The sequence below is a fragment of the Bradyrhizobium brasilense genome (assembly GCF_029714345.1).
Lineage (GTDB): Bacteria > Pseudomonadota > Alphaproteobacteria > Rhizobiales > Xanthobacteraceae > Bradyrhizobium > Bradyrhizobium australafricanum.
Genome location: NZ_CP121669.1, coordinates 5,144,899 through 5,171,803, shown reverse-complemented (window position 1 = coordinate 5,171,803; position 26,905 = coordinate 5,144,899). Strand labels below are relative to the sequence as shown.

Below are 26,905 nucleotides of genomic sequence, written 5' to 3'. Positions count from 1 at the left end.
CGCGGCCAATTGAGCTCGGAGACGTCACACAGGGAGTAACCCCGCCGGTGGTTGGTGGCCGGCGGGATTGCTTTGGCTAGTTCGTGAGGACGATGCGTCCGACCACCTTGCCGGCGCGCAGCTCGTCGATCCATTTCTGGACGTCGGCCATCGGCTCTTCCTTCATCGGCGTCGGCTTGATCTTGCCGGCGCGGGCGAGCGCCATCAATTCCTGACCTTCGGCCAGCGTGCCCACCATGAAGCCTTCGATGGTCATGCGCTTGTACACCCACTGCACCATCGGCAGCGTGAACTGGCCGCCCATCAGGCCGGACACCACGATCTTGCCGCCGCGCGCGACCGTCGACACCGCAAACGCCATCGACTTCTCGTTGCCGGCAAAGTCGACGACGCCGTCGAAGCCGCCGTCGCTCTCCTTCAGCATGCGCTTGACGACATCGGGCTCTGCCGGGTCATAGGCGGCCGCCGCGCCGTTCTTCAGCGCGGTCTCGCGCGCCGCGGGGCTGAGATCGGCAACCGTGATCGGCTGCTTGAACATCGCCTGCGCGAATGACAGGCCCATCATGCCGACGCCGCCGAGGCCGATCAGCAGCAGATTGCGCTGGCGCGGACGATCGACCAGGCGCTTCAGCGCGCCATAGGCGGTGACGCCGGAGCACATCAGGGTGGCGGCCTGGTTGACCGGCAGCGGATCGTAATCGAGCAGGTATTTCGCGTCGGGCACCAGCACGTGGGTGGCGAAGCCGCCGTCGATCGAGACGCCGAGGAAGCGCTGCTTGACGCAGAGATTCTCGTCGCCGGCGAGGCAGTCGCGGCACTGGCCGCAGCCGATCCAGGGGAAGACGGCCTTCTTCGTCCCGATCAGGTCCTTCGGCGCATCGGGGCCGACCTCGTCGACCACGCCCGCGATCTCATGGCCGAGCGTGAAGGGCAGGGTCATGCCGCGGGTGGTGTCGAGCTTCTTGCCGCCGCCGAGATCGGCGTAGCCGTCCTGGATGTGGAGATCGGAATGGCACAGGCCGCAGCGCTCGATGCGCACCAGCACTTCGCGTCCCTGGGGCTTCGGCGTGTCGACGATGGTTTCGCACAGCGGTGCATCGAATTTGACGAGGGATTGGCGAACCATACGCACCATTACGTTTTCTCCTGTTGTTCTATTTTGTGGCCCGTATATCGGCCAATTCCCGGGCCATGGCAACAAAGCCCGCGACCGGAATGGTTTCGGCGCGCCGCGTCGCGTCGATACCGGCTGCGGCCGCAAGCCGCGCCGGATCGACCGACAGCGATTTCAGGCTCTGGCGCAACATCTTGCGGCGCTGGCCGAAGGCGGCGGCCGCGACCTGCTCGAGCATGCGGCGGTCGCACGGCTCGGGCGCGGCGCGCGGTATCAATCGTACCACCGAGGACGTAACCTTCGGTTGCGGCACGAAGGCCGCGGGCGAGATGTCGAACAGGATCTTGGTCTCGGCGCGCCAGTTGGCGAGCACCGCGAGCCGGCCATACGCCTCCTCGTCCTCATGGGCGACGATGCGCTCGGCGACCTCGCGCTGGAACATCAGGACCATCATGTCATACCAGGGCGGCCACGGCTCGATCGACAGCCAGTCGACCAGCAGCTGGGTCGCGATGTTGTAGGGCAGGTTGGCGACGATCTTGGCCTTGGCGCCATCGAGCAAGGGACGCGGGTCAAAGCGCTGCGCGTCGCCATGCACGATCTCGATGCGGCCGGGATAGCGCTTGGCGATGTAGTCGAGCGCGGCCAGCGCCCGCTCGTCGCGTTCGATGGCGATCACGCGCTTGGCACCCAGCGCAAGCAGCGCGCGCGTCAAGCCGCCGGGACCGGGGCCGACCTCGATCACGGTGGAGTCTTCCAGTGGGCCTGCGGCGCGGGCGATGCGCGCGGTGAGGTTGAGATCGAGCAGAAAATTCTGGCCGAGCGATTTGCGCGCCGACAGCGAATGCTCGCGAATGACCTCGCGCAGCGGCGGCAGATCGTCGATCGTGCTCACTTAGCTTGATGCCGCGGCCATGCGCGCGGCAAGCCGGAGGGCGGCGATCAGGCTCGACGGATTGGCCTTGCCGGCGCCGGCGATATCGAATGCGGTGCCGTGATCGGGCGAGGTCCGGATGAAGGGCAGCCCCAGCGTGACGTTAACGGCATCCTCGAACGCGACGGTCTTGATCGGGATCAGCGCCTGGTCGTGATACATGCAGATCGCACAGTCATAGGTCTTGCGCGCGGCCACGTGGAACATGGTGTCGGCCGGCAGCGGGCCCCGGACGGCAATGCCGTCGCGGCGCAGGATCTCGACCGCGGGCGCGACGATCTCGACGTCTTCCATGCCGAGCGTGCCGTCTTCGCCGGCATGCGGATTGAGGCCGGCAATGGCGAGCCGCGGCGCTGCGAGGCCGAACCGCGCCTTCATGTCCCCGACGACGATCCGCGCGGTCGACACGATCAGGTCGGTCGTCAATTGCGCCAGCGCCTCGCGGACCGACACATGGATCGTCACCGGGACAACGGCGAGCGCCGGTGACCACAGCATCATCACCGGCTGCGGCGCGCGCCCGCCGCTTGCGGCAAGCTCGGCCAAGAACTCCGTGTGGCCGGGATGCCGGAAGCCGGCGCGGTACAGCACGTTCTTGGCGATCGGATTGGTGACGACGGCGCTGGCCTTACCGGCGGCGACATCGGCGACGGCCTGCCGGATCGATGCCAGCGCCGCATCGGCACTCGTGCCGTCGGGCTGGCCCGGTCGCGCCGTCGCCGTCTTGCCGGTCGCAACCACGGGAAGGGCGCGTGCGAACGTCGTGGATGCCTCCGCGGCGCTGACCTCGGCCAACTCGACGGCAAGCCCGAGCGTCTTGGCGCGTTCGGCAAGCGCGGCGCGGTCGCCCAGCAGATAGAACGGCGGGAGATCGAGTTCGCGGCGGCGCAGCCATGCGGCGAGCGTGATGTCGGGGCCGATGCCTGCGGGCTCGCCGGATGTAAGTGCGAGAGGTTGAGCCATGCGTCAACGATAGTCGATCATCGCCCGCCTGGATATTCGATCATCGCGGCTTTTCGGACTTCCTGCAGGTAGGCCTTCGACTTCGCCTCGTACTTCTGCACGTACATCTTGTCGCGCATCTCGCGCTTCTTCGGCGTGTCGACGGTGGTTGCCTTCCTGCCGCAGAGGGCGACCATTTCAACGCCCTGCTTGGTGACCTCGGGAGGGGTGAGGTGGCCGACCGGGGTCTTGTCCAGGATGTCGCGCAGCGACTGCGGCAGGTCAGCCGAGGTCTTCACGACGATCTCGCGGATCGCGGCGTTGCGCATCGACTTGAAGAAGGTGTTGGCTTCCTCGCAACTGGTGACGCGCTCGCGCAGGCTGTCCGCTTCCTTGCGGCGTCCCTCGAACTCCGACTGCGGCGCGCCGCGGGGCACGATCAGAACGACCGGCTGCATCCTGTATTCGAATGCCTCGGCCTCAGCCGCGCCTCCGGTCTCCTTGACCGCGTTGGCCACGTCCTTTTCGCCAACCTGCAGGCTTTCCTTGAAGCGGCCGCGGACCAGGCTGGTCCAGACCATGTCGGCCCTGATGCGTTGCTTCAGCGTGTCCGGGCGGATGCCCTTGCCCTCGAGCACCTTGGTGAGCTGGTCGCCGGAAAGCCGCATCCGCTGCGCCATGCCGCCGAAGGACTGGTCGATATCGCCGGCGGAGGGATCGACGCCGAATTTCTTGGCTTCCTTGATCTTCAGCTTCTCATCGATCAACTCGTCGAGGACGGTCTTCCGATCGGGCGTCTTGCCGCCGGTCAGGGCGTTCAGCTTGGCGCGCTGCTCGATGTCGTAATTGGTGATGGGCTCGCCATTGACCATCACGGCGATGGTCTGGGCATGCAGTCGCGCACCGCCTCCGAGCAGGAGGAAAAGAGCCAGCAGGGAACTCAACACTAGCTGATGGCGGCGCGTTGGCAGGCTAGCGGTCGTCATTATCGTCATGTCAGCCGTTTAAACCAATTCAAGCCGGAGCCACAGGCCCGCAGGCAATCCAAGCACCCCGCCAGACCCGCTCGCTCGCTACTGCATGCCAGCCGAACTGCTGGACGTGGAGGTCTGCGCGATCGTCCGCAGCCCGATCTGGAACATGAACGCGTGGCTGAGGACGGGCGGCGTCGAGCCGGCCTGATAGGTATAGGACGTGACATAGTTGGCGGCCAGCACGAAGCAGTCGTCCACATAGCCCGCCCCGAACGCGTACTGGTTGATTTTGTTCGCTTCAAGGTCCCAGCGCGCCGCGCCCTGAACCACCCAGTTCGCCGCCACCTTGATCGATCCGCTGGCGAGGATGCCTTCGCGGCGCGTCAAATAGCCAAGCTCCGGCTGCGCGGCATAGTCGCCGTACATCAGGCTGACCGACCAGCGGTCGAAGTTCGCGCTGGCCTGGGCCTCGAACCGGTTGATGTTCCAGGTCGCCTCGTCCATCCGCGAGCGGACGCTGAACGTGTAGGTGCGGTTGGGCGAGTAGGCGAGGCTCGCGACATAGTCCGAGCGCGGATTCTGCAGGCCGGAATCGATGCCGGTGTTGGTGACGTCCGCGACCGCGAACGAGTTCAGCCCGAACATCTGGTAGGACTGTCCGAACATCGCCTTGACGCTGCCGCCGCGATCGAACTGCGTGGTGGCCTGCACGCCGACATTGGCGCGGCTGCCGCCCTCGACGCGGTCGTAGCCGGAGAACTTGTCGATCGCGAACAGGTTCGAGGTATCGAACACCAGGCTCTGCGCGTCCTCGTTCGGAAGCTTGCCGGCGCTGGGTTCGTCGGGCCGGATGATGACCTGCGCAATCGGCTCGATGGTCGTCGTGCCCCACGGCTGCACGTTGATGAAGGGGTAGCGGTATTCGAAGCCGACGGTCGGCATCAGGCGGACCGTCTGGGTGTCGCCGACCGGCAGGAAGTTGGAAACGCCCGGCTGGTTCGAGATGTCGGCGTTGATGGCATCGGCGCGGACGCCGACGAACGGCGTCCAGATCTGGCCGAGCGGGTCGGTATAGGATTTACGCCACTGCGCCTCGGCGGTCAGCCTTGTGTAGGTGCCCGGCATGCCGCGCAGCAGGCACTGCGACGGCGTGCGCGCCATCGGATCAGCGGATGTGGTCAGGCACAGGCCGTTGGTGTTGGCCGTCGTCGTGATCGGGTCGAACACCGCGGTCTCGCGGGTCAGGTTGGTGAAGTTCACCTTGTAGCTGAACTCACCACCGAAGATCGGGCTGTTGATCACGTTGTTGTAGTCGATAACAGGCGCGACCACCGGAACCTGGTTCTGGTTGCCGGAGTAGCTGAGATAATAGATCGCGCGTGCGTCGAAGAAGCTGCGGTTGCCGACGCCTGTCAGATAGAGTTGCGAGATCGCCTCGGTCGGCAGCGACAGGAACGATCCGAACGGATCCTTGTACTGGGCCAGCCGGTAATCGGACATGAAGTAGTAGTCGGACAGCAGCACGCCGTCCCAGCCCCAGGTCCATTTGTCGTTCAGCGCGAACTGACCCTTGGTCTCGATGCCGCCGCGGAACTGGCGGTCACCGGGCTGGCCCTTGAAAGCGTCCTGATCGAGTTGGTCGATGCCGTAGAGCCGGATCTGGTAGGCGCCGTTCGACAGACGCTGGCGGAATTCACCCTGGAACAGCACGCCCTGCTTCGAGGTGATGCGCGGATTGAACGTCGCGTCGAAGTCCGGCGCGAGCGCGAAGTAATAGGGGATTTCGACGCCGACGCCGAACGCCGAATACGTGGTGAAGCCCGGCATCAGGAAGCCGCTCTTGCGCTTCACGGTCGGATCGGGCGTCGAGAAGTAGGGCAGATACGCCATCGGAACGCCGAAGAATTCGAGCTGGGCGTTCTCGAAATAGAGCATCTTCTCGGTCTGGTTATGGATGATGCGCGCGCCCTTGACCTGCCAGAGCGGCGGCTTCTTCGGATCATCCTTACAGGGCGCACAGGCGGTATAAACGCCGTTGTCGAACACCGTGTAATTGCCGCTGGACCGATCGGCGCGGGTCGCCGCCATGCGGGTCTGGTCTTCCGTGTCGACGCGCAGCGAATCGACGAACCCGTCGCGGTAGTCGTCGCTGAGATCAAGGATGTTGGCGTAGGTGATCTTGCCTTCCGCATCGGTCATGCGGATGTTGCCTTCGGCATGAAGACGCTTGGTCTTCTGATCGTAGATGACCTTGTCGGCCTCGACGCTGGTGCCGTTGTAGAACATCTGGACGTTGCCGACGGCCGAGATGCGCTGGTTGTTGTAGTCGTAATCGACCTCGGTCGCCTGAACCAGCATCTGCCCGTCATTCTTGGCCGGCGGGCGGGGCGGCTTCGGCGGACGCGGATTGTAGGTGAAGGCCTGCGCGGCAGCCGGCGTCGACGCGACAACGTCGAGCGCGCTGACCACGACGAACGCGGCGAGGAGAGCTGAGATCGAAACGCCAAACGCGGCCATGCGGCTCCGTTGACGGCGCAGGACACTGCGCCGCCCGAGAGCAGGCGACCTCAACTGGCGGGCGGCGACGATAGCCACTACCCGTCCTCCTGGTACAGCAAGGCTAAGAAACCGGTGAGGCTGCCCACAACGACAGGCAACCACGCCGCAGCGATGGGATGCATCAACTCAGCCTTGCTCAAATCTTCAGTTACTTTCGACAGCACGTAGAGCAGAAAGCCTGCGCCCACGCCACTCAAAACCATCTTCTGCACGCCGCCCATCCGAAAGAAGCGGAGGCTCACAGAAGCCGCCAACATCACCATCGCAGCCAGCAAAAACGGCTGTGCGATGAGCTTGTGATACTGCAAGCGATAGCCAGCCGTCGCGAACCCTGAGCTCTCCGACGAACGGATGTAGTTCGGCAGTTGCCAAAAGGACACAGTTTCCGGGGTGGAGAAACTGTTGCGCACCTGTGCCGGGGTAAGGGTGGTGGTCAGGTAGAAGGTGTCCTGATCCACCGGAGGCTTATCGAGGGTGAATCGGCGCACGCCCTTGAACACCCAACGACCGTCTTCGAGCGCCGCTTCGCGCGCTTCGATTCGCTCCTTGAACTGGAGCGCCGTATCGAATCGGAACACGGTGAGGCCGGTCAGCCGCACGCCCTGCTGCTCGCTGCGGGCCGCATTGATGATCGCCTGACCCTCGTCGTTGATCTGGTTCAGCCAGAAGCCGGACGCGTCCTGAATGCCGCCGCCGGGCGCCGAGCCGAACAGCTCGGCTTCCATCCGCTTGGACAGCTCGCGCAGATTGGCCGATACCGGATTGTAGGCGGTGGTCGCGAAGATGCCGAGCATGATCGCACTAGCCAGCGCCGGCGAGATGAATTGCCAGGCCGAGACGCCGGCGGCGCGGGCCACGACGAGCTCCAGCCGACGCGACAAGGCGAGGTAGCAGGTCATGGCGCCGATCAGCACGCAGAACGGCATCAGCTTCTCGAGCAGCTGCGGCACCCGGAATAGCGAAGTCTCCGCGACCGTGATCGCGGAGGCCGAGACGAGGCCCGACGTCTTGCGCACCATCTCGATGTAATCGACCAGCACGAGCAGCACGAAGATGCCCGCGAACACGCCCACCGCCGCGACCACGAAGCGGCCGGCGAAATAACGCCCGAGCGTGTTTGTGACCATGCTCATGCGGTTGCCGGCCTCCGGAAGAGGCGCGCAATGCGCTCGTTATTCCTGTTGATCGCTTCCATCAGCCGCGGCGGCGGTTCGACGACCACGCCGCCGACGATCATCCAGATGCCGATGCCGATGCCCCCGAACAGCATCAGATACTGCACCAGCGCCGCGAGCGGCGTCTTCACCGCCATGACCGAGCAGGCGAACCCGACCATGCGCAGGCCGAACACCGCGAATACCGAGCCGCCGATCGAGAAATTGCGGCTCTGGCGCGTGGTGCGCGGCGCGCCGAGGAAGGCGAAGGTGAGGGCAGCGAACGCAAACGGATAGATCGGCGCCATGAAGCGATCATGCAGCTCCGCGAAGAACTGGCCCGACAGCTGCTGATAGGTCTTGTCTTCCTCGTCCGGCCACATCAGCTCCCAGAGATAGCGCTCGCGAATCCCGAGCGTGACGTCGCGGCCCTGCGAGAATTTCGACATGTCAAAGGCGTAACGGGCGAACGCGACCAGCGCCGGATCGCGCTTGCCGACCTCGAACCGCTGCAGATTGCCGTCATAGAGCACGAGGTACGAACCTCGGTCGGTCTTCTGCACGGTGCCGTGGTCGGCGATGATGGTGACGCGCTCCTGCGGATCGCGGCGATCGTCGACGAAGACGCCGCCGAGCACGCCGCCGGGCAGGCGCTCGCGGATGCGAATCGTCAGGTTCTGGTCGAGCTGGGCGAAGCGGCCGGGCTGCAGGATGTTGGTCAGCACGTCGGCGGTGATCTCGGCGTCCCACTGCTTGATTCGGCGCATGCCATCGGGGGCGAGATAGGCGCCGATGAAGGCGACCAGCGCCGCCACCACGCAGGTGGCAAGGAAGAACGGCCGGAACAGCCGGATCGGCGAGAAGCCCGCCGCGTTCATGACGATGATTTCGGAATCGGTGGCGAGCTTGTTCAACGTATGGGAGATCGCGATCATCAGCGCGATCGGGGCGATGATCAGCACCAGGGCGGGAATCACGAGACCGGTGATGCCAAGGAAGGTGAGGATGGTCTGACCCTGGCTGGTCATCAGGTCGATGCCGCGCAGCGCTTGCGTAATCCAGATCACGCCGGTGAGGCTGACCAGGACAAGCGCAAACGACGCCAGCGTCGTTTTAAAGATGTACTTGTCGATCGACCCCATCGCTACCGCACGACCCCCAAGGCCCCCTGCACGCAACCAAACGCACGGCTTTCGACCATCCCCGTCAACCCGGGTTCCCCTATGGTCGAGCCGCGGACCCGTCCGGCTCACTCTCTAGTCACTCTCTCACTACCATCCCTTTGATCCGTCAACAAAATGGCCGGGCCAAGGCACGCTTAATTTATGGTTAATTAATCGCTTTTGTGGCCTTCCGGCCACTCCGGCGCTTGGCAGCGGCGCAGCCGGCAGGTCATAGTGTATGACAAGCCCGGTCCGGACTGGTTCCGGACCGCCATCGCCATGCTCACCCCGCGTGCCGGAAGGACCGCCTCAGGTCCGAGCAACACCCTGAGTTCTGGAGGATTTTCCTATGTCCGACGCCGTCAAGGTCGGCTTTGTTCCGATCTCCGCGTCCGCTCGCGGTATTCTGGTGGTCTTTTGCGACGACCAATTGAAGCTGGGAGCCGCCGCCCGGAAGGCGTTGGGAGCCGCCGCCGAGACGGTCAAGCGGGCCGCGGCCGCCAACCAGTTCAAGGGCAAGAGCGGGGCGGTCCTCGACATCCTGGCGCCGGAGGGAATCAAGGTCGAGCGGCTGATGGTGATCGGCACCGGCAAGGCGGCCGACCTCAAGGAGAAGGATTTTCTCAAGTTCGGCGGCGTGGTGGCCGGCAAGCTCAATGCCGGCAGCGGTTCGATGACCGTGGTCGCGGAACTGCCCGATGCCGCGATGGCCGCCGGCCAGGCCGCCGCGATCGCCACCGGCATCCGTCTGCGCGCCTACAAGTTCGACCGCTACAAGACCAAGAAGAAGGACGGCGAGGACGGCGCCCTGCGGGCCGACGTCTCGATCGCCGTCGACGATGTTGCCGCCGCCAGGCAGGCCTATGCGCCTGAAGCGTCCGTCGTCGACGGTGTGAATCTGGCGCGTGAGCTCGTCAACGAGCCGCCGAACGTGCTGTATCCCGAGGAATTCGCACGCCGCGCCAGCCAGCTTCGCAAGCTCGGCGTCAGCGTCGAGGTGCTCGATGTCAAGGCGATGACCAAGCTCGGCATGGGCGCGCTGCTCGGCGTCGCGCAGGGATCGGCGCGACCCGGCCGCACCGTGATCATGCGCTGGAACGGCGGCAAGAAGAGCGAGGCGCCGGTCGCGTTCGTCGGCAAGGGCGTCTGCTTCGACACCGGCGGTATCTCCATCAAGTCGGCCGGCGGCATGGAGGATATGAAGGGTGACATGGGCGGTGCGGCCTGCGTGGTCGGCCTCATGCACGCGCTGGCGGCGCGCAAGGCCCGCGTCAATGCGGTCGGTGCCATCGGCCTTGTCGAGAACATGCCCGACGGCAATGCGCAGCGTCCGGGCGACATCGTCACCTCGATGTCCGGCCAGACCATCGAAATCATCAACACCGACGCCGAGGGACGCCTCGTGCTCGCCGACGTGCTCTGGTACGTCGCCAAGAAGTTCAAGCCGAAATTCATGGTCGATCTGGCCACGCTGACCGGCGCGATCATGGTCGCGCTCGGCACCGATCACGCAGGCATGTTCTCCAACAATGACGAACTCGCCGAGCGCCTGGCCAAGGTCGGCCTGGAGACCGGCGAGAAGGTGTGGCGCATGCCGCTCGGTCCCGAATACGACAAGCAGATCGATTCGCAATTCGCCGACATGAAGAACACCGGCGGGCGCAACGGCGGCTCGATCACGGCAGCGCAATTCCTGCAGCGTTTCGTCGACGGCACGCCGTGGGCGCATCTCGACATCGCCGGCACCGCGATGGGCGCGCCGAAGACCGAGATCAATCAGAGCTGGGGTTCGGGTTATGGCGTCCGGCTGCTCGAGCGGCTGGTCTCCGACTATTATGAAGCCAGGAAATAGAGTGTCGGCCGGCGCATGACCGAGGTTCTGTTCTACCACCTGCAGAACATCACGCTGGAGAGCGTGCTGCCGCCGCTGCTCGAGAAGTCGCTCGAGCGCGGCTGGCGCGTGGTCGTGCAATCGACGTCACAGGAGCGTGCCGAGACGCTCGACGCGCATCTGTGGACCTACAGCGACGATTCGTTCCTGCCGCACGCGACCTCGCGCGTCGCCGACGCGCAGGACCAGCCGATCATCCTGTCGATCGAGGAGAGCAATCCGAATCGGGCCAATGTCCGCTTCCTGGTCGACAACGCGGCGCTGCCGGCCGACTGCGACAGCTACGAGCGGGTGGTCCTCGTGTTCAACGGCGACGACCCCGACGCGGTGGCCTCGGCCAGGGAAAGCTGGACCGCTTGCAAGGCGCGCGGCTTCGAGGTCACCTATTGGCAGACCGACGAGCGGGGACGCTGGCAGCGGCGCCAATAGCGATAGCCACTAATTAATGATAATTCGACGTTTCTTGGGGTGGGCCACGGTCATGCCGCAAAGTGATGTTCGGACAAGCCCTTAGGTAAGGGGTAGGAGCTTTGTCGATCGTGCGGGACGGAACATTCAGTCGGAAGTCGCTGCTGGCGTTGCTGGTGCTTGCACCGGGACTTGCCGGCTGTTCGGGCGCCGGATCCGATTTGTTTTCGCGCGATGCGGAATGGTTCTCGCGTCCCGGGCGGGTGTTCATCCGCAACATCTCGATCGAATCGCCGCCACTGACGCCGGACAAGCCGGTAACGAACGACGATCTCGTTAGTGCCGACGGCAGTTGTCCAGGCATGGCACCGCCGCCGGGCGCCACCGATGCCAACGCGCAGGCCGGCGGTGCACCGCCGCCGCAGCCAACGGGCGGCAGCGTTGCACTCGGCCACACTGAATGCGACGTCGTGCGCGGCATCGGCGCGCCCGACAGCGTCAACCTGTCCAGTGCTCCGGGCGGCGGGCGCGTTGCGGTCGTGACCTGGTCGCGCGGCGCGCGTGCCGGCATCTACACCTTTACCTCGGGGCGCCTGTCGTCCGTCGAACGCGGCCCGGATCCCGTGCCCGAGCCGAAGCAGGCGAAGCCGAAGAAGAAAAAGACCTCGCACGGCTAGAGCGTTTTCGCCGCAGCGGCAGTCGATGCCTGCATGCGCGGGCATGACACCGGACGCGCGGACATCACACCGGATAGATGAGAGCCCCGACTCTCTCCACACGTCGTCCCTGCCTAGTGCGCAATTGCGCACGGGAGCAGGGACCCATACGCCGCGGCCGATGTGGTTGAGCGGACTCGTCGTTCGACGATCGCGCAGCAACGACCATCTGTGGTTATGGGTCCCTGCTTTCGCAGGGACGACATCGGATATGTGGCTCCGCCCGGTCTAACTCGCAGCTTCGTCGAGTTCGGCGCTGGCTTCCAGCCAGTCTTCCTCGGCGCGCTGTAACGCGCTCTCGGCGCCGGCGCGCGCCTTGGTCAGTTGCGCGGCCTGCTTGGGGTCGCGGGTAAAAATATCGGGCAATGCGAGTGCGGTATCGATCTTGGCGATGATGGCGTTGATGCGCTCGATCTCGGCCTCGGCTTGCGCGACCCGCTGCCTGGGTGAAGCACGCTTCTCGTTGCGGATGCGCTCCGGCTTCGCGGCCTCCTTGACGCGCTCGCGCGAGGCCGGCCGGCCGTCATTGGCCGACAGGATCATGCGTCGATATTCGTCGAGATCGCCGTCATAGGCCGTGACGGTCTGGTTGGCCACGACCCACAGGCGGTCGGCGCAGGCCTCGATCAGATAGCGATCATGCGAGACCATGATGATGGCGCCGGGGAATTCGTTGATCGCCTCCGCGAGCGCCGCACGGCTGTCGATATCGAGGTGGTTGGTCGGCTCGTCCAGGATGATCATGTTGGGGCCGTAGAACGTCGCAAGCCCCAGCAGCAGCCGCGCCTTCTCGCCGCCCGACAGGCTCTTCACCAGCGTGTCGCCGGCCTTGCCGGAGAAGCCGATCGCGCCGACGCGGCCGCGCACCTTGCTCTCCGGCGCCTCCGGCATCAGCTTGCGGATGTGATCATAGGGCGAGCCGTCGAGATTGAGCTCGTCGACCTGGTGTTGGGCGAAATAGCCGACCGACAGCTTGTCGGCTCTCGTGATCCTGCCGGCAAACGGCGCGAGCTTGCCCGCCAGCAGCTTGACCAGCGTCGACTTGCCGTTGCCGTTGGCCCCTAACAGCGCGATGCGGTCGTCGGTATCGACGCGCAGCGTCACGCGATTGAGCACCGGCTTGCCGGGCTCGTAGCCGACCGAGACGTCATCGACCGCGATGATCGGCGGCGACAGCAGCTTCTCCGGCGCCGGGAACGAGATCTCATGAACATCCTGGGTCACCAGCGCGGTGATCGGCTTCATCCGCTCCAGCATCTTCACGCGCGACTGCGCCTGCCGCGCCTTTGAGGCCTTGGCCTTGAAGCGGTCGACGAAGTCCTGCAGGCGCTTGCGCTCATCGGCCTGCCGCTTGGCGTGCTTGGCGTCGAGCAATTCGCGCGCGGCGCGCTGTTCCTCGAACGAGGAATAGGTGCCCTTGTAGAGCGTCAGCCGGCCGCGATCGAGGTGCAGGATCTGATCGACCGAGGTATCCAGCAGGTCGCGATCGTGGCTGATCACGATCACGGTGCGCGGATAGTTGGCGAGGTGGTTCTCGAGCCACAACGTGCCTTCGAGATCGAGATAGTTGGTCGGCTCGTCAAGCAGCAGAAGGTCGGGCGCGGAGAACAGCGTCGCCGCCAGCGCCACGCGCATGCGCCAGCCGCCGGAAAATTCCGCGCACGGCCGCGCCTGGTCTGATGTCGAGAAGCCGAGGCCGGAGAGGATCGCCGCGGCGCGGGCGGGCGCGGAATGGGCGTCGATGTCGACCAGTCGGGTCTGGATTTCGGCAGTCCGGTGCGGATCGTGCGCCGTCTCGGCCTCGCGCAGCAGCGCGTCGCGCTCGAGATCGGCCTTCAGCACGACATTGATCAGGCTTTCGGGCCCGTCGGGCGCTTCCTGTGCGAGGCTGCCGATACGCCAGCGCGGCGGCAGCGCGATGCTGCCGCTCTCGGTCGGGATGTCGCCCCGGATGGCGTGAAACAGCGTCGATTTGCCGACGCCGTTGCGGCCGACAAATCCGACGCGGGCTCCGGGCACAATTTGCACCGAGCTGTGATCGATCAACAGCCGTCCGGCGATCCGGACCGAGATGTCAGTGATGGAAAGCATGCAGCGTTGTCACCGGACACGCCGCTAAACGCAACCCGTCTGTTTGTAAAATCTCTCCCGAAGGGCTGTTGCAAAAACGCAATTGGGCTGCTCGTAGCCCCCAACATCTAATGGCGATCGGCTTCCCGTCGTTGCATCTCATCGAGGAGTTGCTGGAGGCGAGACGAAAGCGCGGGCTCTGGCCGCATGCTTTGCTGAAGCCGTTCACCCACGGCATCGCAGATGTAACGGCAGGTCTTGTGATCAATCTGATCGGCGTCCCTGTCGATCTTGCTCATTGTCATCGTCATGGCATGTCTCTCGGCGAGTTCCACCTCGCATGTTCGAGTAGCTCCTCGCCATGACAAGTCGCGACCCCGAATTTGGTTTCCGCGCCTTGCTCTCGCTTTGAGGTAGTGGGTCCCCTCATATGCCCGGGTTCCCCGGCGCGCCTGAAAAAAGCCCCGGCGCGAGGGCCGGGGCGAGAAGCAAGTCAGGGGAGCAGCCGTAGATTCGATGGATCAGTAGCAGCGGTTGACCAGGCGCCAGCGGGGGCCCCACGGCGTCGGCACCACGCGGCGCACGTAGCAGCCGCCGCCGTAGCCATAACCGCCGTAATAGGCCGGGCCGCCGACGATGACGCGCGGACCGCCCCACCAGCCGTGGTGCCATCCACCGTGCCAGCCGCCATGCCAACCACCCCACGCAGAAGCGGAGGTCGGGGCGAGCGCGGCGGCACCGAGCGAAACCGCGGCGACGGCGGCAAGCGAGAGTTTGCGTAACATGATCGTCTCCTCGAGGTATGGGCGCGCGCGACGCGCCCGCGGTGACATTTCCCGAGACGTCCTGTGAGGCTTGCGGATGGGGGGCCAGCAAGGCGTCCGATCGCTGCAGAGCCTATGTGGCTTGAGCTGAACGGCAGCGGCACGGCGCTGACAGAAAGGGTTCACCTAGGTGAAATCGCGGTAAGTTGGCCGAGCCGGCCGCTGTCCGGAGGGCGCCCAAACGATGATTTTCGTCGTGAAAATGCGTCAAAACTAAAGGCTAACGCGTCACAGGGTCGCTTGCCGTTATCCCATCGCGCCGATATAAGCCCCGGCAACTCCCAGCCACCGTTTACAAGGACGAAATCATGGCGATTGAACGCACCTTTTCGATCATCAAACCCGACGCCACCGAGCGCAACCTGACCGGCGCGGTCAATGCGGTGATCGAGAAGGCGGGCCTGCGGGTCGTGGCGCAGAAGCGCATCCGCATGACCCGCGGCCAGGCCGAGACCTTCTACGCCGTCCACAAGGCGCGTCCGTTCTTCGGCGAGTTGGTCGACTTCATGACCTCGGGCCCGGTCGTGGTCCAGGTGCTGGAAGGCGAGGGCGCCATCCTGAAATATCGCGACGTGATGGGCGCGACCGACCCGTCGAAGGCTGCCGAAGGCACCATCCGCAAGCTCTATGCGAAGTCGATCGGCGAGAATTCGGTGCACGGTTCGGATGCGCCGGAGACCGCGGTGATCGAGATCGCGCAGTTCTTCGCCGGCAACGAGATCGTCGGCTGACGCCGTATTGCTGAAAGTGGCGCGGTCTCCCGAGGAGACCGCGTCGAAGTAGAACCGGGGAGCGGCGGACGACCGCCGCCAGGGGCGGCCGCAAGGCCGAATAGGACTCGCTGTGGACTGGCTGTGGCAGATCTTTGATCCGGCGTACATCGGCGCGTTCTTCACCGAATTCAAGAACGAGATGGCGACGCCGACGTTCTGGGTCGCCGTTGGCAAGATTATCTGGATCAACGTCCTGCTGTCGGGCGACAACGCGCTCGTGATCGCGCTCGCCTGCCGCGGGCTCGCGCCGCGTCAGCGCCTGTGGGGCATGATTCTCGGCGCCGCCGCGGCAGTGCTGCTGCGCGTCATCTTCACCGGCATCGTCGCCAGCCTGATGGAGCTTCCCTATTTGAAGCTGGTCGGCGGACTGGCGCTGATCGTGATTGCCGCCAAGCTGCTGGTGCCGGAGCAGGAGGACGAGGACAGCGTGCACGCGGCCTCGCATCTGTGGGCCGCGGTTCAGATCGTCGTCGTCGCCGACATCGTGATGAGCCTCGACAATGTGATCGCGGTGGCCGCCGCCGCCAACGGCAGCGTGCCGCTGCTGGTGCTCGGACTTGCGATCAGCGTTCCCCTGATCGTTGCCGGCGCGGCGCTGATCATGGCGCTGCTCACCAAGCTGCCGGTCCTGGTCTGGGCCGGCGCCGCGCTGCTCGGCTGGATCGCGGGCGACGTCATCGCGACCGATCCCGCCGTGCATCCGAAGCTGGACGCGCTGTTCGCCGGACCGCTCGGTACCAAGCTCGATTCCTGGCTGACGTCGGTCGGGATGTCGCCGCAATTCGCGCATGGCGGCAATGGCGGCGAGATCGCGCTCGCGGTGCTCGGTATCATCGTGGTGCTGGTCGTGGGGTCGATCTGGCGCCGCCACGCACTCCGCAAGGCCAAGCACGCCGCCAAGGCGGCGTGAGGTCTAGCGCCGCACGATCGAGCCGGCGCGCCCGACCAGCCGCGCCAATTGCTTGAAGCGGCTGCCGACGCGGTCGGCGACCAGATCCACCATCCGGTGCTCGAACACCAGCATCAGCTTGCGGCCCTGGGTGCGGAAATGGGTTGCCGGCAGCACGCCGGTGCGCGCCGCCGTGATCAGATGCGCGACGCGGAATGCGGCGCCGAGCACGCGGGCGCGCTCGTCCATCGCCGGCGTCACCAGCGCGCGGATCTGCGGCGGCGGCTCGTTTTCCTCGCTAAGCCCGGCGTAGCGATAGAACACCGAGAGCGCGACGAAGGCGCGGCCCTGATGCGTGATCGAGCCGAAATTGCCGTTCATGATCAGGCTGAGGGTTTCCTCGCCGCGATGATCGGGATGCACCCGCCAGCCGATGTCGGAGAGCAGGCAGGCGACGTGCCGCAGCCTGCGGTCTTCCTCGGTCTCGCGCAGCCTGACGACGCGCACCAGCCGGTCGGTCCACGCCGTCAGCTCCTGGGCGTGGCGGGCCGAGCGCGACAGCAATTCGTTGAGGTTCTGCGCGGCGCAGAGCAGTCCGTCCTTGGCGCGTTCGGCCTGCGGCAGCATCTCGTAGAGCAGGCCCTCGCGTACGCCGAAGGTCGAGAACACGATGGTCTTCGGCTGGGCCACGCGGATGATGTATTCGAGCACCAGCGCGGCATAGGCCAATAGCGGCCGCCGCGCATCGGCGACCGACTCGATATTGGCCAGCATGTTGGTGGCCGCCAGCCGTCGCAGCCGCTGCGCGAAGTCGAGTGCGTCGGCCGCCGGGATCGAATAGCCGTGCATCACCTTGAGCGGGTAGCCGCTCTGGATGATGTGAATGCGCGCCAGCGCACGCCAGGTGCCGCCGACCGCGTAGAAGGTACGGCCACGCCCCGTCTTGAGCTGGGCGACGCCGAGCAGCTCGTTCTTGACGATGCGTTCGGCGCGCTTGAGCGATTTGTTGGAGAGGTCCTGCAGCGCGAGGCTGCCGAGCGGCAGCGTCACGCCGCTGCGCACGCGGCTGCCCTTGACATCGATCAGTTCAAGCGAGCCGCCGCCAAGATCACCGACGATGCCGTTCGGATTGTGCACGCCCGAGACGACGCCGAGCGCGGACAGCTTCGCTTCACGCGGTCCGGTGAGGATCTCGATCTTGGCGCCGCAGATGCGCTCGGCCTTGGCGATGAAGTCCGGACCGTTCTTGGCGTCGCGGCAGGCCGCGGTTGCGATCGCGTAGACGCGGCCGACTTGCTGGATCCTGCACAGCGCGCGAAAACGGCGCAGCGCGGTGAGCGCCTTGTTGACGGCATCGGTTGCGAGCAGGCCGGTGCTCTGCACCTCGCGCCCGAGCCCGCACAGTGCCTTCTCGTTGAAGATGGTGATGAGGCTGCGCGCCATCGCCTCGTAAACCACGAGACGAACCGAGTTCGAGCCGATATCGATGACAGCGACGCTGGAAGCGCGCTTCCGCGGTCGCTTCACCGTAAGGCCCCCTTAAGACGATGGCTGCTGTCGCTCGTTGCGACGCGTGAGACGGCGCGGTGAAGATTCCTTGAGAGACTTACCACGGCCGGACAGACTCGGATTTGTCATGAAGTAGTCATGCAGATTGAAGGGCTCTTCGCCTTTCGCGGCCTTCATACGCGTTGACGACCCATCCGGCAACAATTGCCAGCTCTGCTCGGTGTCCTTCAGGTTCGCGACCATGATCTGTTCGAGAACCTGCTGATGCACCGTGGGATTTTGCAGCGGACAGAGAACCTCGACGCGGCGGTCGAGGTTTCGCGGCATCATGTCAGCGGACGAGATATACACAGCAGCTTTTGTGCTCGGCAGGCCCTGACCCATGCCGAAGCAATAGATTCGGCCGTGTTCCAGGAACCGGCCGATCACTGATTTGACGCGGATGTTCTCCGACAGTCCCGGCAGCCCCGGCCGCAGGCAGCAGATGCCGCGCACCACGAGCTCGACCGAGACGCCAGCCTGCGAGGCCTCGTACAGCGCGTCGATGATATCAGGGTCGACCAGCGCATTCATCTTCATCCAGACCGCGCCGGGCCGGCCGTGCTTGACGTGGGCGATCTCGCCGTGGATGTGCTCGATGATCCGCTTGCGCAGCGTCAGCGGCGACACCGCCATCTTCTCGATGTCGCTCGGCTCGGCATAGCCGGTGATGTAGTTGAAGACCCGCGCGACGTCGCGGCCGATGATCGGATCCGAGGTGAAGTAGGAGAGGTCGGTGTAGATGCGCGCGGTGACCGGGTGATAGTTGCCGGTGCCGGTGTGCACATAGGTGGTGAGATTGCCGCCCTCGCGGCGCACCACCATCGACAGCTTGGCATGCGTCTTCAATTCGATGAAGCCGTAGACCACCTGCACGCCGGCGCGTTCGAGGTCGCGGGCCCAGCGGATATTGGCTTCCTCGTCGAAGCGCGCCTTCAACTCGATCAGCGCGGTCACCGACTTGCCGGCCTCGGCGGCTTCCGCCAGCGCCCGCACGATCGGCGAGTTGTTCGAGGTGCGATAGAGCGTCTGCTTGATCGCGACGACGTCGGGATCGCGTGCCGCCTGCTGCAGGAACTGCACCACGACGTCGAAGGATTCGTAGGGGTGATGGACCACGAGGTCCTTCTGGCGGATGGCGGCGAAGATATCGCCGCCATGATCGCGCACCCGCTCGGGGTGGCGCGGCACATAGGGCGGGAATTCGAGGTCGGGGCGATTGAGGCGGGTGAGCTGCGACAGCTCGTTCATCGCCAGCACGCCGTCGACCAGGATCACTTCGTCGTCTGCGGCCGACAAGGCGTGCTGCACGAAGATGCGCAGCTCCTCTGGCATCGTGGCCTCGATCTCGAGCCGGATCACCGACCCGCGGCGTCGCCGCTTGAGCGCGGTCTCGAACAGGCGAACGAGGTCTTCGGCCTCTTCCTCGATTTCGAGTTCGGAGTCTCTGATGATGCGGAATGCGCCTTGGCCCTTGACGGTGTAGCCGGGGAACAGGCGGCCGATGAACAGACCGGTGGCCTGCTCCAGCGTGATCAGCCGCGCCGGCGCGCCTTCCTTGGTGGAGGGGATGCGGATGAAGCGGTCGATCTTGCCGGGCATGCGGATCAGCGCGTTCATCGCCTTGCCGTCGGAGATCCGCGACAATTGCAGCGCCACCGTGAAGCCGAGATTCGGGATGAACGGGAAGGGATGCGCCGGGTCGATCGCCAGCGGCGTCAGCAACGGGAAGATGCTGTGGAGGAAGTGATCCTCGATCCAGCTGCGCTCGGACTTGGTGACGTCGCGGCCGTCGACCAGCTGGATGCCGACCTTGGCCAGGATATCCCGCAGGTCGCTCCAGATCGCCTGCTGGTCGGAGGCGAGCTGCGAGACGGTCTTGTTGATCATCACGAGCTGATCGGCCGGCAGCAGGCCGTCCGGGCTGCGCTCGGTAATGCCCTCGCGGACCTGCGCCTTGATGCCGGCGACACGGACCATGAAGAACTCGTCGAGGTTATTCGCCGAAATCGACAGGAAGCGGACCCGCTCCAGCACGGGATGGCCGAGATTGACCGATTCCTCGAGCACCCGCCGGTTGAAGTGCAGCCAGGAGAGCTCCCGGTTAATGAAGCGCTCGGGGCTGGTCGCGATTGCGGGAATGGCGGGAAATTCCGCCTCTTTTTCTTTGATTTCAGTAGCTTGTACCGAGTCCATCAAGTGCTGGTCCAATTTAGGGCAGGGGCCAGGGCGGTCTAGCCGAGAGCCGCAGAGACCATGTGATATTGCGATGACGTTTCGATGACATTGATGTTCCGCTCACCTGCGCCGTCAAGCCGCGGGGATGGATCAGGCATCGCGCAACAGCTCCGCCGCCAGCGCCCGAGTGACCGGACGGCCGAGCCGGAGTGCCTCGGTATCCAGGAGCTCGACCGCTTGCCGGACGGCAACGTAGGAACGCTCGATCCGGTTGCTCAGATAGCTGACGAGCGGTTCGTCCACGCTCATCTGGCGGTCGGCGCAGAACTTGACGATCAGGCCGCGGAACAGCTGGTCGTCCGGCGGCAGCAGCGTCACGGTCGGCACCGCGCGGAGCCGCGACCGGAGGTCGCGCAATTCGATCTCGAACGCCGACGGCGGAACGCGCGCCGTGATCAGCACGTAGGCATCGTCCTGGCGCGCCAGATTCATCAGATGAAACATCGCGCGCTCGTCGAAATCCGACGGCCTCAGATCCTCGACCACCAGCGCACCGGTCGCAAGCGCGGTCGGCACCGTGTCGGCGGTCAGCGCATGCGCCGCGGTCGAGCGCGCACCGGCGCTCTCGGCCCAGATCGCGGCGAGGTGGCTTTTGCCGGAGCCGTCAGGCCCGACCAGCAGCATGATTCGGTTCGGCCAGTCCGGCCAGCCGTCGATCAGCGCCAGCGCCGCCTCATTGGCGGGGCCCTCGAGGAAGTCGTCGCGGGTCAGCTTCTCCTCGTGCGGCAGGGCCAAGGCCAATTGACGAGGTTGAACGCTACTGGCCACGCAAGTCTCCAAACCACCTTATTTTAGCTATGCGCAAACGCATCGCGTTTATCGCGGGAAAACCGGCTTCCACTTTTCCGGATCCCGCCTACCGAGCTTCGATCGTGCTCATGTGCCGCACCCACTCCACGAGATAGAGGGACACCGAACCCAAAGTAAAGATCGTGACCAGGCCCATCAGGATCCAGTCGTAAGGGTGCGGCTCGAAGCCGAAGCCGAGCGAGGCCAGCACCAGCGCCGCGAACGCGACCTGCGCCACCGTGTTCAGCTTCGACACCATCAGCGGCTTCATCTCGACCGGCTTGTCGAACAACCATGACACAATCACGGCGGAGACGATCATGATGTCGCGTGACACCACGAGAATCACGATCCAGCGCGGCACCGCGCCCCAGATTCCGAGCGCGACATAGATCGACACCAGGAGCGCCTTGTCGGCGAGCGGATCGAGCAGGGCGCCGAGCTCGCTCGTCATGTTGAAGCGCTTGGCGAGGAAACCGTCGACCGCGTCCGAGACGCCGGCGATCACGAAGATCGCGAACGCAATCTCCATCTGGCTGGACACGATGGCCCAGACGATCACCGGCACCAGGATGATGCGGCCGAGGGTGATGATGTTCGGAATGCTCAACTTGGATCGCTTCCCGGCTAGAAGCCTGATTTTACTCGATATCCGGCTCTTTTGCGCAGCCGCCTTGTGTTATCTACATAGTATCGCGGCGGCAGCGCCGCGAGCCATTGCGCGGGGGCGGAATTCCTCGTAACCAGCCCCTGATCATCTGGAATTGGGCATGACCGAGCGCAAAAACGGGCTCACTTACGCGGATTCGGGTGTCGATATCGACGCCGGCAATCGACTGGTCGATCTGATCAAGCCGATGGTGCGGGCCACCGCGCGGCCTGGCGCGGACGCCGAGATCGGCGGTTTCGGCGGACTGTTCGACCTCAAGGCCGCCGGCTTCAAGGATCCGGTCCTGGTGGCCGCGACCGATGGCGTCGGCACCAAGCTGAAGATCGCGATCGAGACCGGCATTCATGGCGGCATCGGCATCGATCTGGTCGCGATGTCGGTCAACGACCTCGTCGTGCAGGGCGCGGAACCGCTGTTCTTCCTCGACTATTTCGCCTGCGGCAAGCTGCACCCGGAGGCCACCGCGCAGATCGTCGCTGGTATCGCCGAGGGCTGCCGCGAATCCGGCTGCGCGCTGATCGGCGGCGAAACCGCCGAGATGCCCGGCCTCTACAAGGATGGCGATTACGACCTCGGCGGCTTTGCGGTCGGCGCGGCCGAGCGCGGCACCTTGCTGCCGACCGCGGATATCGCGGCGGGCGATGCCGTGATTGGGCTGGCTTCCTCCGGCGTGCACTCCAACGGCTATTCGCTGGTGCGCAAGATCGTCGAGCAGTCCGGCGTTGCCTATGACGCGCCGGCGCCGTTCGCGCCGGTCATGACGCTCGGCGCCGCGCTGCTGACGCCGACTAGGCTCTATGTGAAATCCTGCCTGCGCGCGATCCGCGACACCGGCGCGGTGAAGGGCCTCGCCCACATCACCGGCGGCGGCTTCACCGACAACATTCCGCGCGTGCTGCCGAAGCATCTCGGCGTCGGCATCGATCTGGCGCGGCTGCCGGTGCTCCCGGTGTTCAAATGGCTGGCCGAGCAGGGCGGCATCGCCGAACTCGAACTGCTGCGCACCTTCAACTGCGGCATCGGCATGATCGCGATCGTCAAGGCTGATGCGGTCGACGCCGTGACCGAGGCGTTCACCGCCGGCGGCGAGACGGTGACGTTGCTCGGCGAGGTGATCGAGGCCAAAGGCGAGCATCGCGTGGTCTATAACGGTCATCTCGATCTCTCGCGATGAAGCGCCGCGTCGCCATCCTGATCTCCGGCCGCGGCTCCAACATGGCCGCGCTGATCGAGGCTGCGAAGGCTGCGGATTTCCCAGCCGAGATCGTGGCCGTGATCTCGAACCGCGCCGATGCCGCCGGGCTCGAGAAGGCGGCCGCCAGCGGCATTGCGACCATCGTCATCGAGAGCAAGCCGTTCGGCAAGGACCGCGCCGGCTTCGAGGCCGTGCTGCAGCGCGCGCTCGATGACAGGCAGGTCGAGTTGATCTGCCTCGGCGGCTTCATGCGGCTGTTCACCGCCGAGTTCGCGCGACACTGGTACGGGCGGATGCTCAACATCCATCCCTCGCTGCTGCCTTGCTTTCCCGGTCTCGATCCGCACGGCCAGGCGTTGCGCGCAGGGGTCAAGCTGTCCGGAGCGACGGTGCATTTCGTGATCCCGGAGACCGACGCCGGACCGATCGTGATGCAGGGCGCGGTCACGGTCGCTGACGACGACACGGCCGAGACGCTCGCCGCGCGCGTGATCACCATCGAGCATCGCATCTATCCGGAGGCGCTGCGGCTGCTGGCAAGCGGCCGGCTCAAGCTCGAAGGCGATCTCTGCAAGACCCTGGGCAGCGGCGCAACCGACCATACCCTGATCGCGCCGGCGCCTTAGCGCGCGGTTGCAGGAGACATCCCCCGGGGTGATGCGGCCGGGGGAGGCATCAGGATGAATTCCGCCGGCAGCGGCGTTCAGTGAACCTTGAGGTTCTCTGCCGACGCCTTGCCGCGGTTCTCCACCAGCTCGTACTCGACGGACTGGTTCTCGTTCAATGTGCTGAGGCCCGCGCGCTCGACCGCCGAGATGTGGACGAACACGTCCTTGTCGCCGACGGCTGGCTTGATGAACCCGTAACCTTTGGTCGGGTTGAACCATTTGACGGTACCCTTCGGCATCGTCTCTCTCCCAGTTTAGACATAAAAAAGACGCGGCCACGTTTTCCACGTGCCACGCCACAAGCGGACTTTGCGCTGTCTGTTCACTTCCCGGGTCGTCAGATCCAAAGTCTTCAAGTCCGAAGTTTCGCCTCTCGAGGCCCTGTACATCGAAGCCTTGGATATCAACGTCGCGAAACGCACAGTCGAACGGCCGCAAATCCGATTGTGAACGGATTGCAACACGAAAATTGCGCCTTAGCAAGCGCGGTGGTTTTGCGTGACGCAACCTCAGCCTGTGCCGGTCGAACTCCGGGGCAACGCGTTCGGCCACTGGCCGACTGCCGGTGGAACCTGGCGCGCATCAGGCGGACGCGCTAACCCCGGTCCACCCGCACCACGCGGCCCTTGTCGATCGCCAGCGCGAGCTGGCCGTGCTTGAGCTTGAGCGCGGCCTCGCCGAACAGTTCGCGGCGCCAGCCGTGCAGGGCGCCGACCTCGGCCTGATCGCTGGCCGCGATCTGCTCGAGGTCGTCGACGGTGGCGATCACCTTGCTGGCGACGCCGTGCCGCTCCGAGGTCATGCGCAGCAGCACCTTCAACAGCTCGACGGTCGCCGCGCCGTTGGAATTGTTTCTCGGCTTTTCCAGCTTGGGCAGCATGGCCTGGTCGCGGGCGAGCCCGCGCTGCACGGCGGCAATGATGTCGGCGCCCCATTTCGAGCGCTCAAAGCCCTTCGGCAGCGAGCGCAGATTGCCGAGCTTCTCCAGCGAGGTCGGCGCATGGGTGGCGATATCGCCGACCGCATCGTCCTTGAGCACGCGCGAGCGCGGCACGTCGCGGCTCTGCGCCTCCTGCTCGCGCCAGGCCGCGACCTCGATCAGCACCGCGAGCTCGCGCGGCTTGCGGACGCGGGTCTTGAGCCGCTCCCAGGCGCGCTCCGGATGGAAGTCGTAGGTCTTCGGCGACGTCAGAACCTCCATCTCCTCGCTGACCCAGTCGCTGCGGTCGCGCTTCTTCAGATCGGCATCGAGGGCTGCGAACACTTCGCGCAGATGGGTCACGTCGGAGACGGCGTAGTGGAGCTGCTCGTTGGTCAGCGGGCGGCGCGACCAGTCGGTGAAGCGATGGGTCTTGTCGGGGCGGTGGCCGGTGACGCGGTCGACGAGCTGGTCGTAGGCGATGCTGTCGCCATAGCCGAGCACCATGGCGGCGACCTGGGTGTCGAAGATCGGATGCGGGATCGTGCCGGAGAGGTGCCAGACGATTTCGATGTCCTGCCGCGCGGCGTGGAAAACCTTCAGCACGGCCTCGTTCGACATCAGGTCGAAGAACGGCTTGAGGTCGATGCCGGGTGCCAGCGCGTCGACCACGACCGCTTCATCCGCGCTCGCCATCTGCACGACGCAGAGCAGCGGATAGTAGGTCGTCTCCCGCAGGAACTCGGTGTCGACAGTGATGACCTTGTGTTTGGCGAGCCGGTCGCAGGCGGCGGCGAGGTCGGAGGTCGTGCTAATCAAATCCATGAAGTGTCCATAACGGCTTGACCACACGCGTTCTGCCGAAAGGGCAGCTATGTCAAGGGTCTTGCAGGGATTTTGGCCCTGCGCGGGGTGAGGGACGGGCCGTTTTTGAATTGATTGGGCCTGATTCGAGGGTGTTTTCGGCCCGGTCGTGCCGGCAGTTCGTCGGTCGTCCGCCATCTTCGGTGTCACCGCCCGGCTTGACCGGGCATGACGAACGGGGGCTGAGCGCCACAGGCGATAGCCCGCTGGCGCCGGGACGCACGACCAAAATATTGAAAACAACCCCATGCAAAGGAGCCGACAGCTAGCGGTGTTCGACACGGCAACTTGACACGTCGGGCAAATCAGCGATATTTTTCCATTATTCCGAAGTCATGCGTCGCCACGGTTGGGCTGGACATTTGCGGACTTCTGCAACCGACCCGTCATGATGACGAGGCGCACCGCGCCGTCATTGCGTCCCCACTTGCAGCTTTGATCGCCCGGCTCGACCGGTTGAATCCGCCCAGTATTCCAGAGACAGTTGTGCTCGAACCGAGAGGCCGCGGCGTACTGGATCGCCCGCTTTCGCGGACGATGACAGTCGTAGTGGGGGCGCGCCGCTGCGGGAGCTTGCGCCGTCGGGATGGCGATTTGGGTCAACCGGAGTGCTGAGCTTTCTCGGGGCCGGCTTGCCTGGCCGATCATGGGTGCCGTACTCTGCCAAAGCAACCTGAAGTCGATGACCAACGAGGAGCCGCTATCGTGATCGCGACGCAGCCCGGGGCTGTCACCAGCGAGCTGTTTCAAATCGCCTCTGAAGTCCCAGAACAACGCCGCGATGCAGTGCTCGAGAGCATCAACAGCATCATCGACACGAATTGGCTGACGGAGGAAAAGTTCTGGTCCCACGAACACTCTCCGTTCAAGCCCGACCACGGCATTGTCCTGCTCCATCACGGCGGTGAATGCGTGGCTTACCTCATCATTCAGCGCCTCGCCGTTGCCAGCACGTCGGTGATCTATCTCTCGGGTACCGCCGTCAGAGACACGCATCGTGGTCGCGGCTCTTTCAAGCGGCTGTTCGATACCGCTATGACGGCGGAGTTCGGTCACCCGGCGGCGCCGGCTGAATCCTGCTTGTGCTGGCGAACGAGAAATCCCGTCATCTACGTGCTGGGTCGCGCGCAGTGCCGCAGCGTCGTGCCGGCTATCTCGGACGACACGCACGCGGATGATCTCGACGATCTCTGTCTCAAACTGGCTGCAACCCTGTACCCTCGTCAAACCGTCGAGAAGACGACGATGGTGATGCGGAGGGCCTATGGCCGGCTTCGCTATCGCGATGAGCCGACGACCCAAACCTCGCCGGATGTCGACCGATGGTTCGCGCAGACCATCCCCAACAGCGCTGATGCGGTGTTCTGTGCCGGATTGGCGAGCAATCGCTGGTCACGGCGCTGAGCAGCGTTGCCAACGACTGGATAGCCCAGGACGGGCAACTCAGTGGCAGGGGGGCCTGTCATGGCGCGCAAAATCGAATGGCTCCGCGCGCAAATTCGTACGTCACGCCATCGTTCGCCGGGCGCCTTTGTCGCGCCGAGTGCCGAGCATGCCGGAGGTCGGATGGTGGCGCCCGAGGGGCGACTCTGGTTTCGCCTAC

The 26,905-nt window shown here is 64.9% G+C and carries 24 protein-coding genes; 8 read left to right on the top strand and 16 right to left on the bottom strand.

Annotation, left to right across the window (positions count from 1 at the left end; all coding sequences use genetic code 11):
- Positions 1–76: 76 nt before the first annotated feature.
- The 7 genes from QA635_RS24385 to lptF all read right to left on the bottom strand — a co-directional run bounded on the left by QA635_RS24385 (position 77) and on the right by lptF (position 8,819).
- Positions 77–1,135, bottom strand: coding sequence for an alcohol dehydrogenase (locus QA635_RS24385; RefSeq protein WP_283061811.1), 1,059 nt, complete (start codon positions 1,133–1,135; stop codon positions 77–79).
- A 19-nt stretch (positions 1,136–1,154) separates the two neighbouring features.
- Positions 1,155–2,009 (bottom strand): 16S rRNA (adenine(1518)-N(6)/adenine(1519)-N(6))-dimethyltransferase RsmA, encoded by an 855-nt coding sequence (gene rsmA, locus QA635_RS24380; protein ID WP_283061810.1) that lies wholly within the window; start codon positions 2,007–2,009, stop codon positions 1,155–1,157.
- Positions 2,010–3,011: a 4-hydroxythreonine-4-phosphate dehydrogenase PdxA gene (pdxA, locus tag QA635_RS24375; RefSeq protein WP_283061809.1), complete on the bottom strand. Its 1,002-nt coding sequence runs from the start codon at positions 3,009–3,011 to the stop codon at positions 2,010–2,012.
- Between the two features lie 17 nt (positions 3,012–3,028).
- Positions 3,029–3,976: a SurA N-terminal domain-containing protein gene (locus tag QA635_RS24370; protein WP_092088232.1), complete on the bottom strand. Its 948-nt coding sequence runs from the start codon at positions 3,974–3,976 to the stop codon at positions 3,029–3,031.
- An 87-nt stretch (positions 3,977–4,063) separates the two neighbouring features.
- On the bottom strand, positions 4,064–6,481 hold the full coding sequence (locus QA635_RS24365; RefSeq protein WP_225159076.1) for an LPS-assembly protein LptD: 2,418 nt from the start codon (positions 6,479–6,481) through the stop codon (positions 4,064–4,066).
- Positions 6,482–6,558: 77 nt separating this feature from the next.
- A complete protein-coding gene (gene lptG, locus QA635_RS24360; RefSeq protein ID WP_028335173.1) occupies positions 6,559–7,656 on the bottom strand; it encodes an LPS export ABC transporter permease LptG in 1,098 nt (365 codons plus the stop codon).
- Positions 7,653–8,819 carry an LPS export ABC transporter permease LptF gene (lptF, locus tag QA635_RS24355; RefSeq protein WP_016847429.1) on the bottom strand — a complete coding sequence of 389 codons (1,167 nt, stop codon included), beginning with the start codon at positions 8,817–8,819 and terminating at the stop codon, positions 7,653–7,655. The genes lptG and lptF overlap by 4 nt, the downstream gene beginning before the upstream one ends.
- Before the next feature lie 370 nt (positions 8,820–9,189).
- On the opposite strand from lptF, the gene QA635_RS24350 reads away from it, so the two are divergent.
- The 3 genes from QA635_RS24350 (at position 9,190) to QA635_RS24340 (ending at position 11,816) form a co-directional block, all read left to right on the top strand.
- The gene (locus QA635_RS24350; protein ID WP_283061808.1) at positions 9,190–10,692 is read left to right on the top strand and encodes a leucyl aminopeptidase; all 1,503 of its coding nucleotides are present in this window, start codon (positions 9,190–9,192) and stop codon (positions 10,690–10,692) included.
- 15 nt (positions 10,693–10,707) lie between these two features.
- Positions 10,708–11,160 (top strand): DNA polymerase III subunit chi, encoded by a 453-nt coding sequence (locus QA635_RS24345; protein ID WP_057019887.1) that lies wholly within the window; start codon positions 10,708–10,710, stop codon positions 11,158–11,160.
- A gap of 101 nt (positions 11,161–11,261) precedes the next feature.
- Positions 11,262–11,816, top strand: coding sequence for a hypothetical protein (locus QA635_RS24340; RefSeq protein ID WP_083715152.1), 555 nt, complete (start codon positions 11,262–11,264; stop codon positions 11,814–11,816).
- A 267-nt stretch (positions 11,817–12,083) separates the two neighbouring features.
- Here QA635_RS24340 and QA635_RS24335 read toward each other — a convergent pair whose 3' ends face one another.
- The 3 genes from QA635_RS24335 to QA635_RS24325 form a co-directional block, all read right to left on the bottom strand.
- Entirely contained in the window at positions 12,084–13,946 is a 1,863-nt protein-coding gene (locus QA635_RS24335) for an ABC-F family ATP-binding cassette domain-containing protein (RefSeq protein ID WP_283061807.1), read from the bottom strand.
- Between the two features lie 107 nt (positions 13,947–14,053).
- The gene (locus QA635_RS24330; protein WP_225159071.1) at positions 14,054–14,224 is read right to left on the bottom strand and encodes a hypothetical protein; all 171 of its coding nucleotides are present in this window, start codon (positions 14,222–14,224) and stop codon (positions 14,054–14,056) included.
- Positions 14,225–14,446: 222 nt separating this feature from the next.
- Positions 14,447–14,710, bottom strand: a complete 264-nt coding sequence (locus tag QA635_RS24325) for a hypothetical protein (protein WP_018271306.1) — start codon at positions 14,708–14,710, stop codon at positions 14,447–14,449.
- A 347-nt stretch (positions 14,711–15,057) separates the two neighbouring features.
- On the opposite strand from QA635_RS24325, the gene ndk reads away from it, so the two are divergent.
- Both ndk and QA635_RS24315 read left to right on the top strand, forming a co-directional pair.
- On the top strand, positions 15,058–15,480 hold the full coding sequence (gene ndk / locus QA635_RS24320) for a nucleoside-diphosphate kinase (protein WP_016847423.1): 423 nt from the start codon (positions 15,058–15,060) through the stop codon (positions 15,478–15,480).
- 112 nt (positions 15,481–15,592) lie between these two features.
- On the top strand, positions 15,593–16,432 hold the full coding sequence (locus tag QA635_RS24315; RefSeq protein ID WP_057019890.1) for a TerC family protein: 840 nt from the start codon (positions 15,593–15,595) through the stop codon (positions 16,430–16,432).
- Positions 16,433–16,435: 3 nt separating this feature from the next.
- Here the strand turns inward: QA635_RS24315 and ppx are convergent, their stop codons facing one another.
- The 4 genes from ppx to QA635_RS24295 all read right to left on the bottom strand — a co-directional run bounded on the left by ppx (position 16,436) and on the right by QA635_RS24295 (position 21,596).
- A complete protein-coding gene (ppx, locus tag QA635_RS24310) occupies positions 16,436–17,938 on the bottom strand; it encodes an exopolyphosphatase (RefSeq protein WP_057019891.1) in 1,503 nt (500 codons plus the stop codon).
- A 12-nt stretch (positions 17,939–17,950) separates the two neighbouring features.
- Positions 17,951–20,155, bottom strand: coding sequence for an RNA degradosome polyphosphate kinase (locus QA635_RS24305; RefSeq protein WP_092086447.1), 2,205 nt, complete (start codon positions 20,153–20,155; stop codon positions 17,951–17,953).
- 132 nt (positions 20,156–20,287) lie between these two features.
- Complete coding sequence (locus tag QA635_RS24300) at positions 20,288–20,965, bottom strand: P-loop NTPase family protein (protein WP_028332359.1); 678 nt, start codon at positions 20,963–20,965, stop codon at positions 20,288–20,290.
- An 88-nt stretch (positions 20,966–21,053) separates the two neighbouring features.
- A complete protein-coding gene (locus tag QA635_RS24295; RefSeq protein ID WP_016847415.1) occupies positions 21,054–21,596 on the bottom strand; it encodes a CDP-alcohol phosphatidyltransferase family protein in 543 nt (180 codons plus the stop codon).
- A 160-nt stretch (positions 21,597–21,756) separates the two neighbouring features.
- Between QA635_RS24295 and purM the strand changes: the two genes are divergently transcribed.
- Entirely contained in the window at positions 21,757–22,830 is a 1,074-nt protein-coding gene (gene purM, locus QA635_RS24290; RefSeq protein WP_141340454.1) for a phosphoribosylformylglycinamidine cyclo-ligase, read from the top strand.
- Positions 22,827–23,477: a phosphoribosylglycinamide formyltransferase gene (purN, locus tag QA635_RS24285; RefSeq protein WP_225159066.1), complete on the top strand. Its 651-nt coding sequence runs from the start codon at positions 22,827–22,829 to the stop codon at positions 23,475–23,477. Before purM ends, purN begins: the two co-directional genes overlap by 4 nt.
- A 77-nt stretch (positions 23,478–23,554) precedes the next feature.
- On the opposite strand, the gene QA635_RS24280 is transcribed toward purN, so the two are convergent.
- Together QA635_RS24280 and rnd are read right to left on the bottom strand one after the other, a co-directional pair.
- A complete protein-coding gene (locus tag QA635_RS24280) occupies positions 23,555–23,758 on the bottom strand; it encodes a cold-shock protein (protein ID WP_016847412.1) in 204 nt (67 codons plus the stop codon).
- A 356-nt stretch (positions 23,759–24,114) separates the two neighbouring features.
- The gene (gene rnd / locus QA635_RS24275) at positions 24,115–25,263 is read right to left on the bottom strand and encodes a ribonuclease D (protein ID WP_283061806.1); all 1,149 of its coding nucleotides are present in this window, start codon (positions 25,261–25,263) and stop codon (positions 24,115–24,117) included.
- Positions 25,264–26,007: 744 nt separating this feature from the next.
- Between rnd and QA635_RS24270 the strand changes: the two genes are divergently transcribed.
- Entirely contained in the window at positions 26,008–26,706 is a 699-nt protein-coding gene (locus tag QA635_RS24270; RefSeq protein ID WP_283061805.1) for a GNAT family protein, read from the top strand.
- Positions 26,707–26,905: the final 199 nt, after the last annotated feature.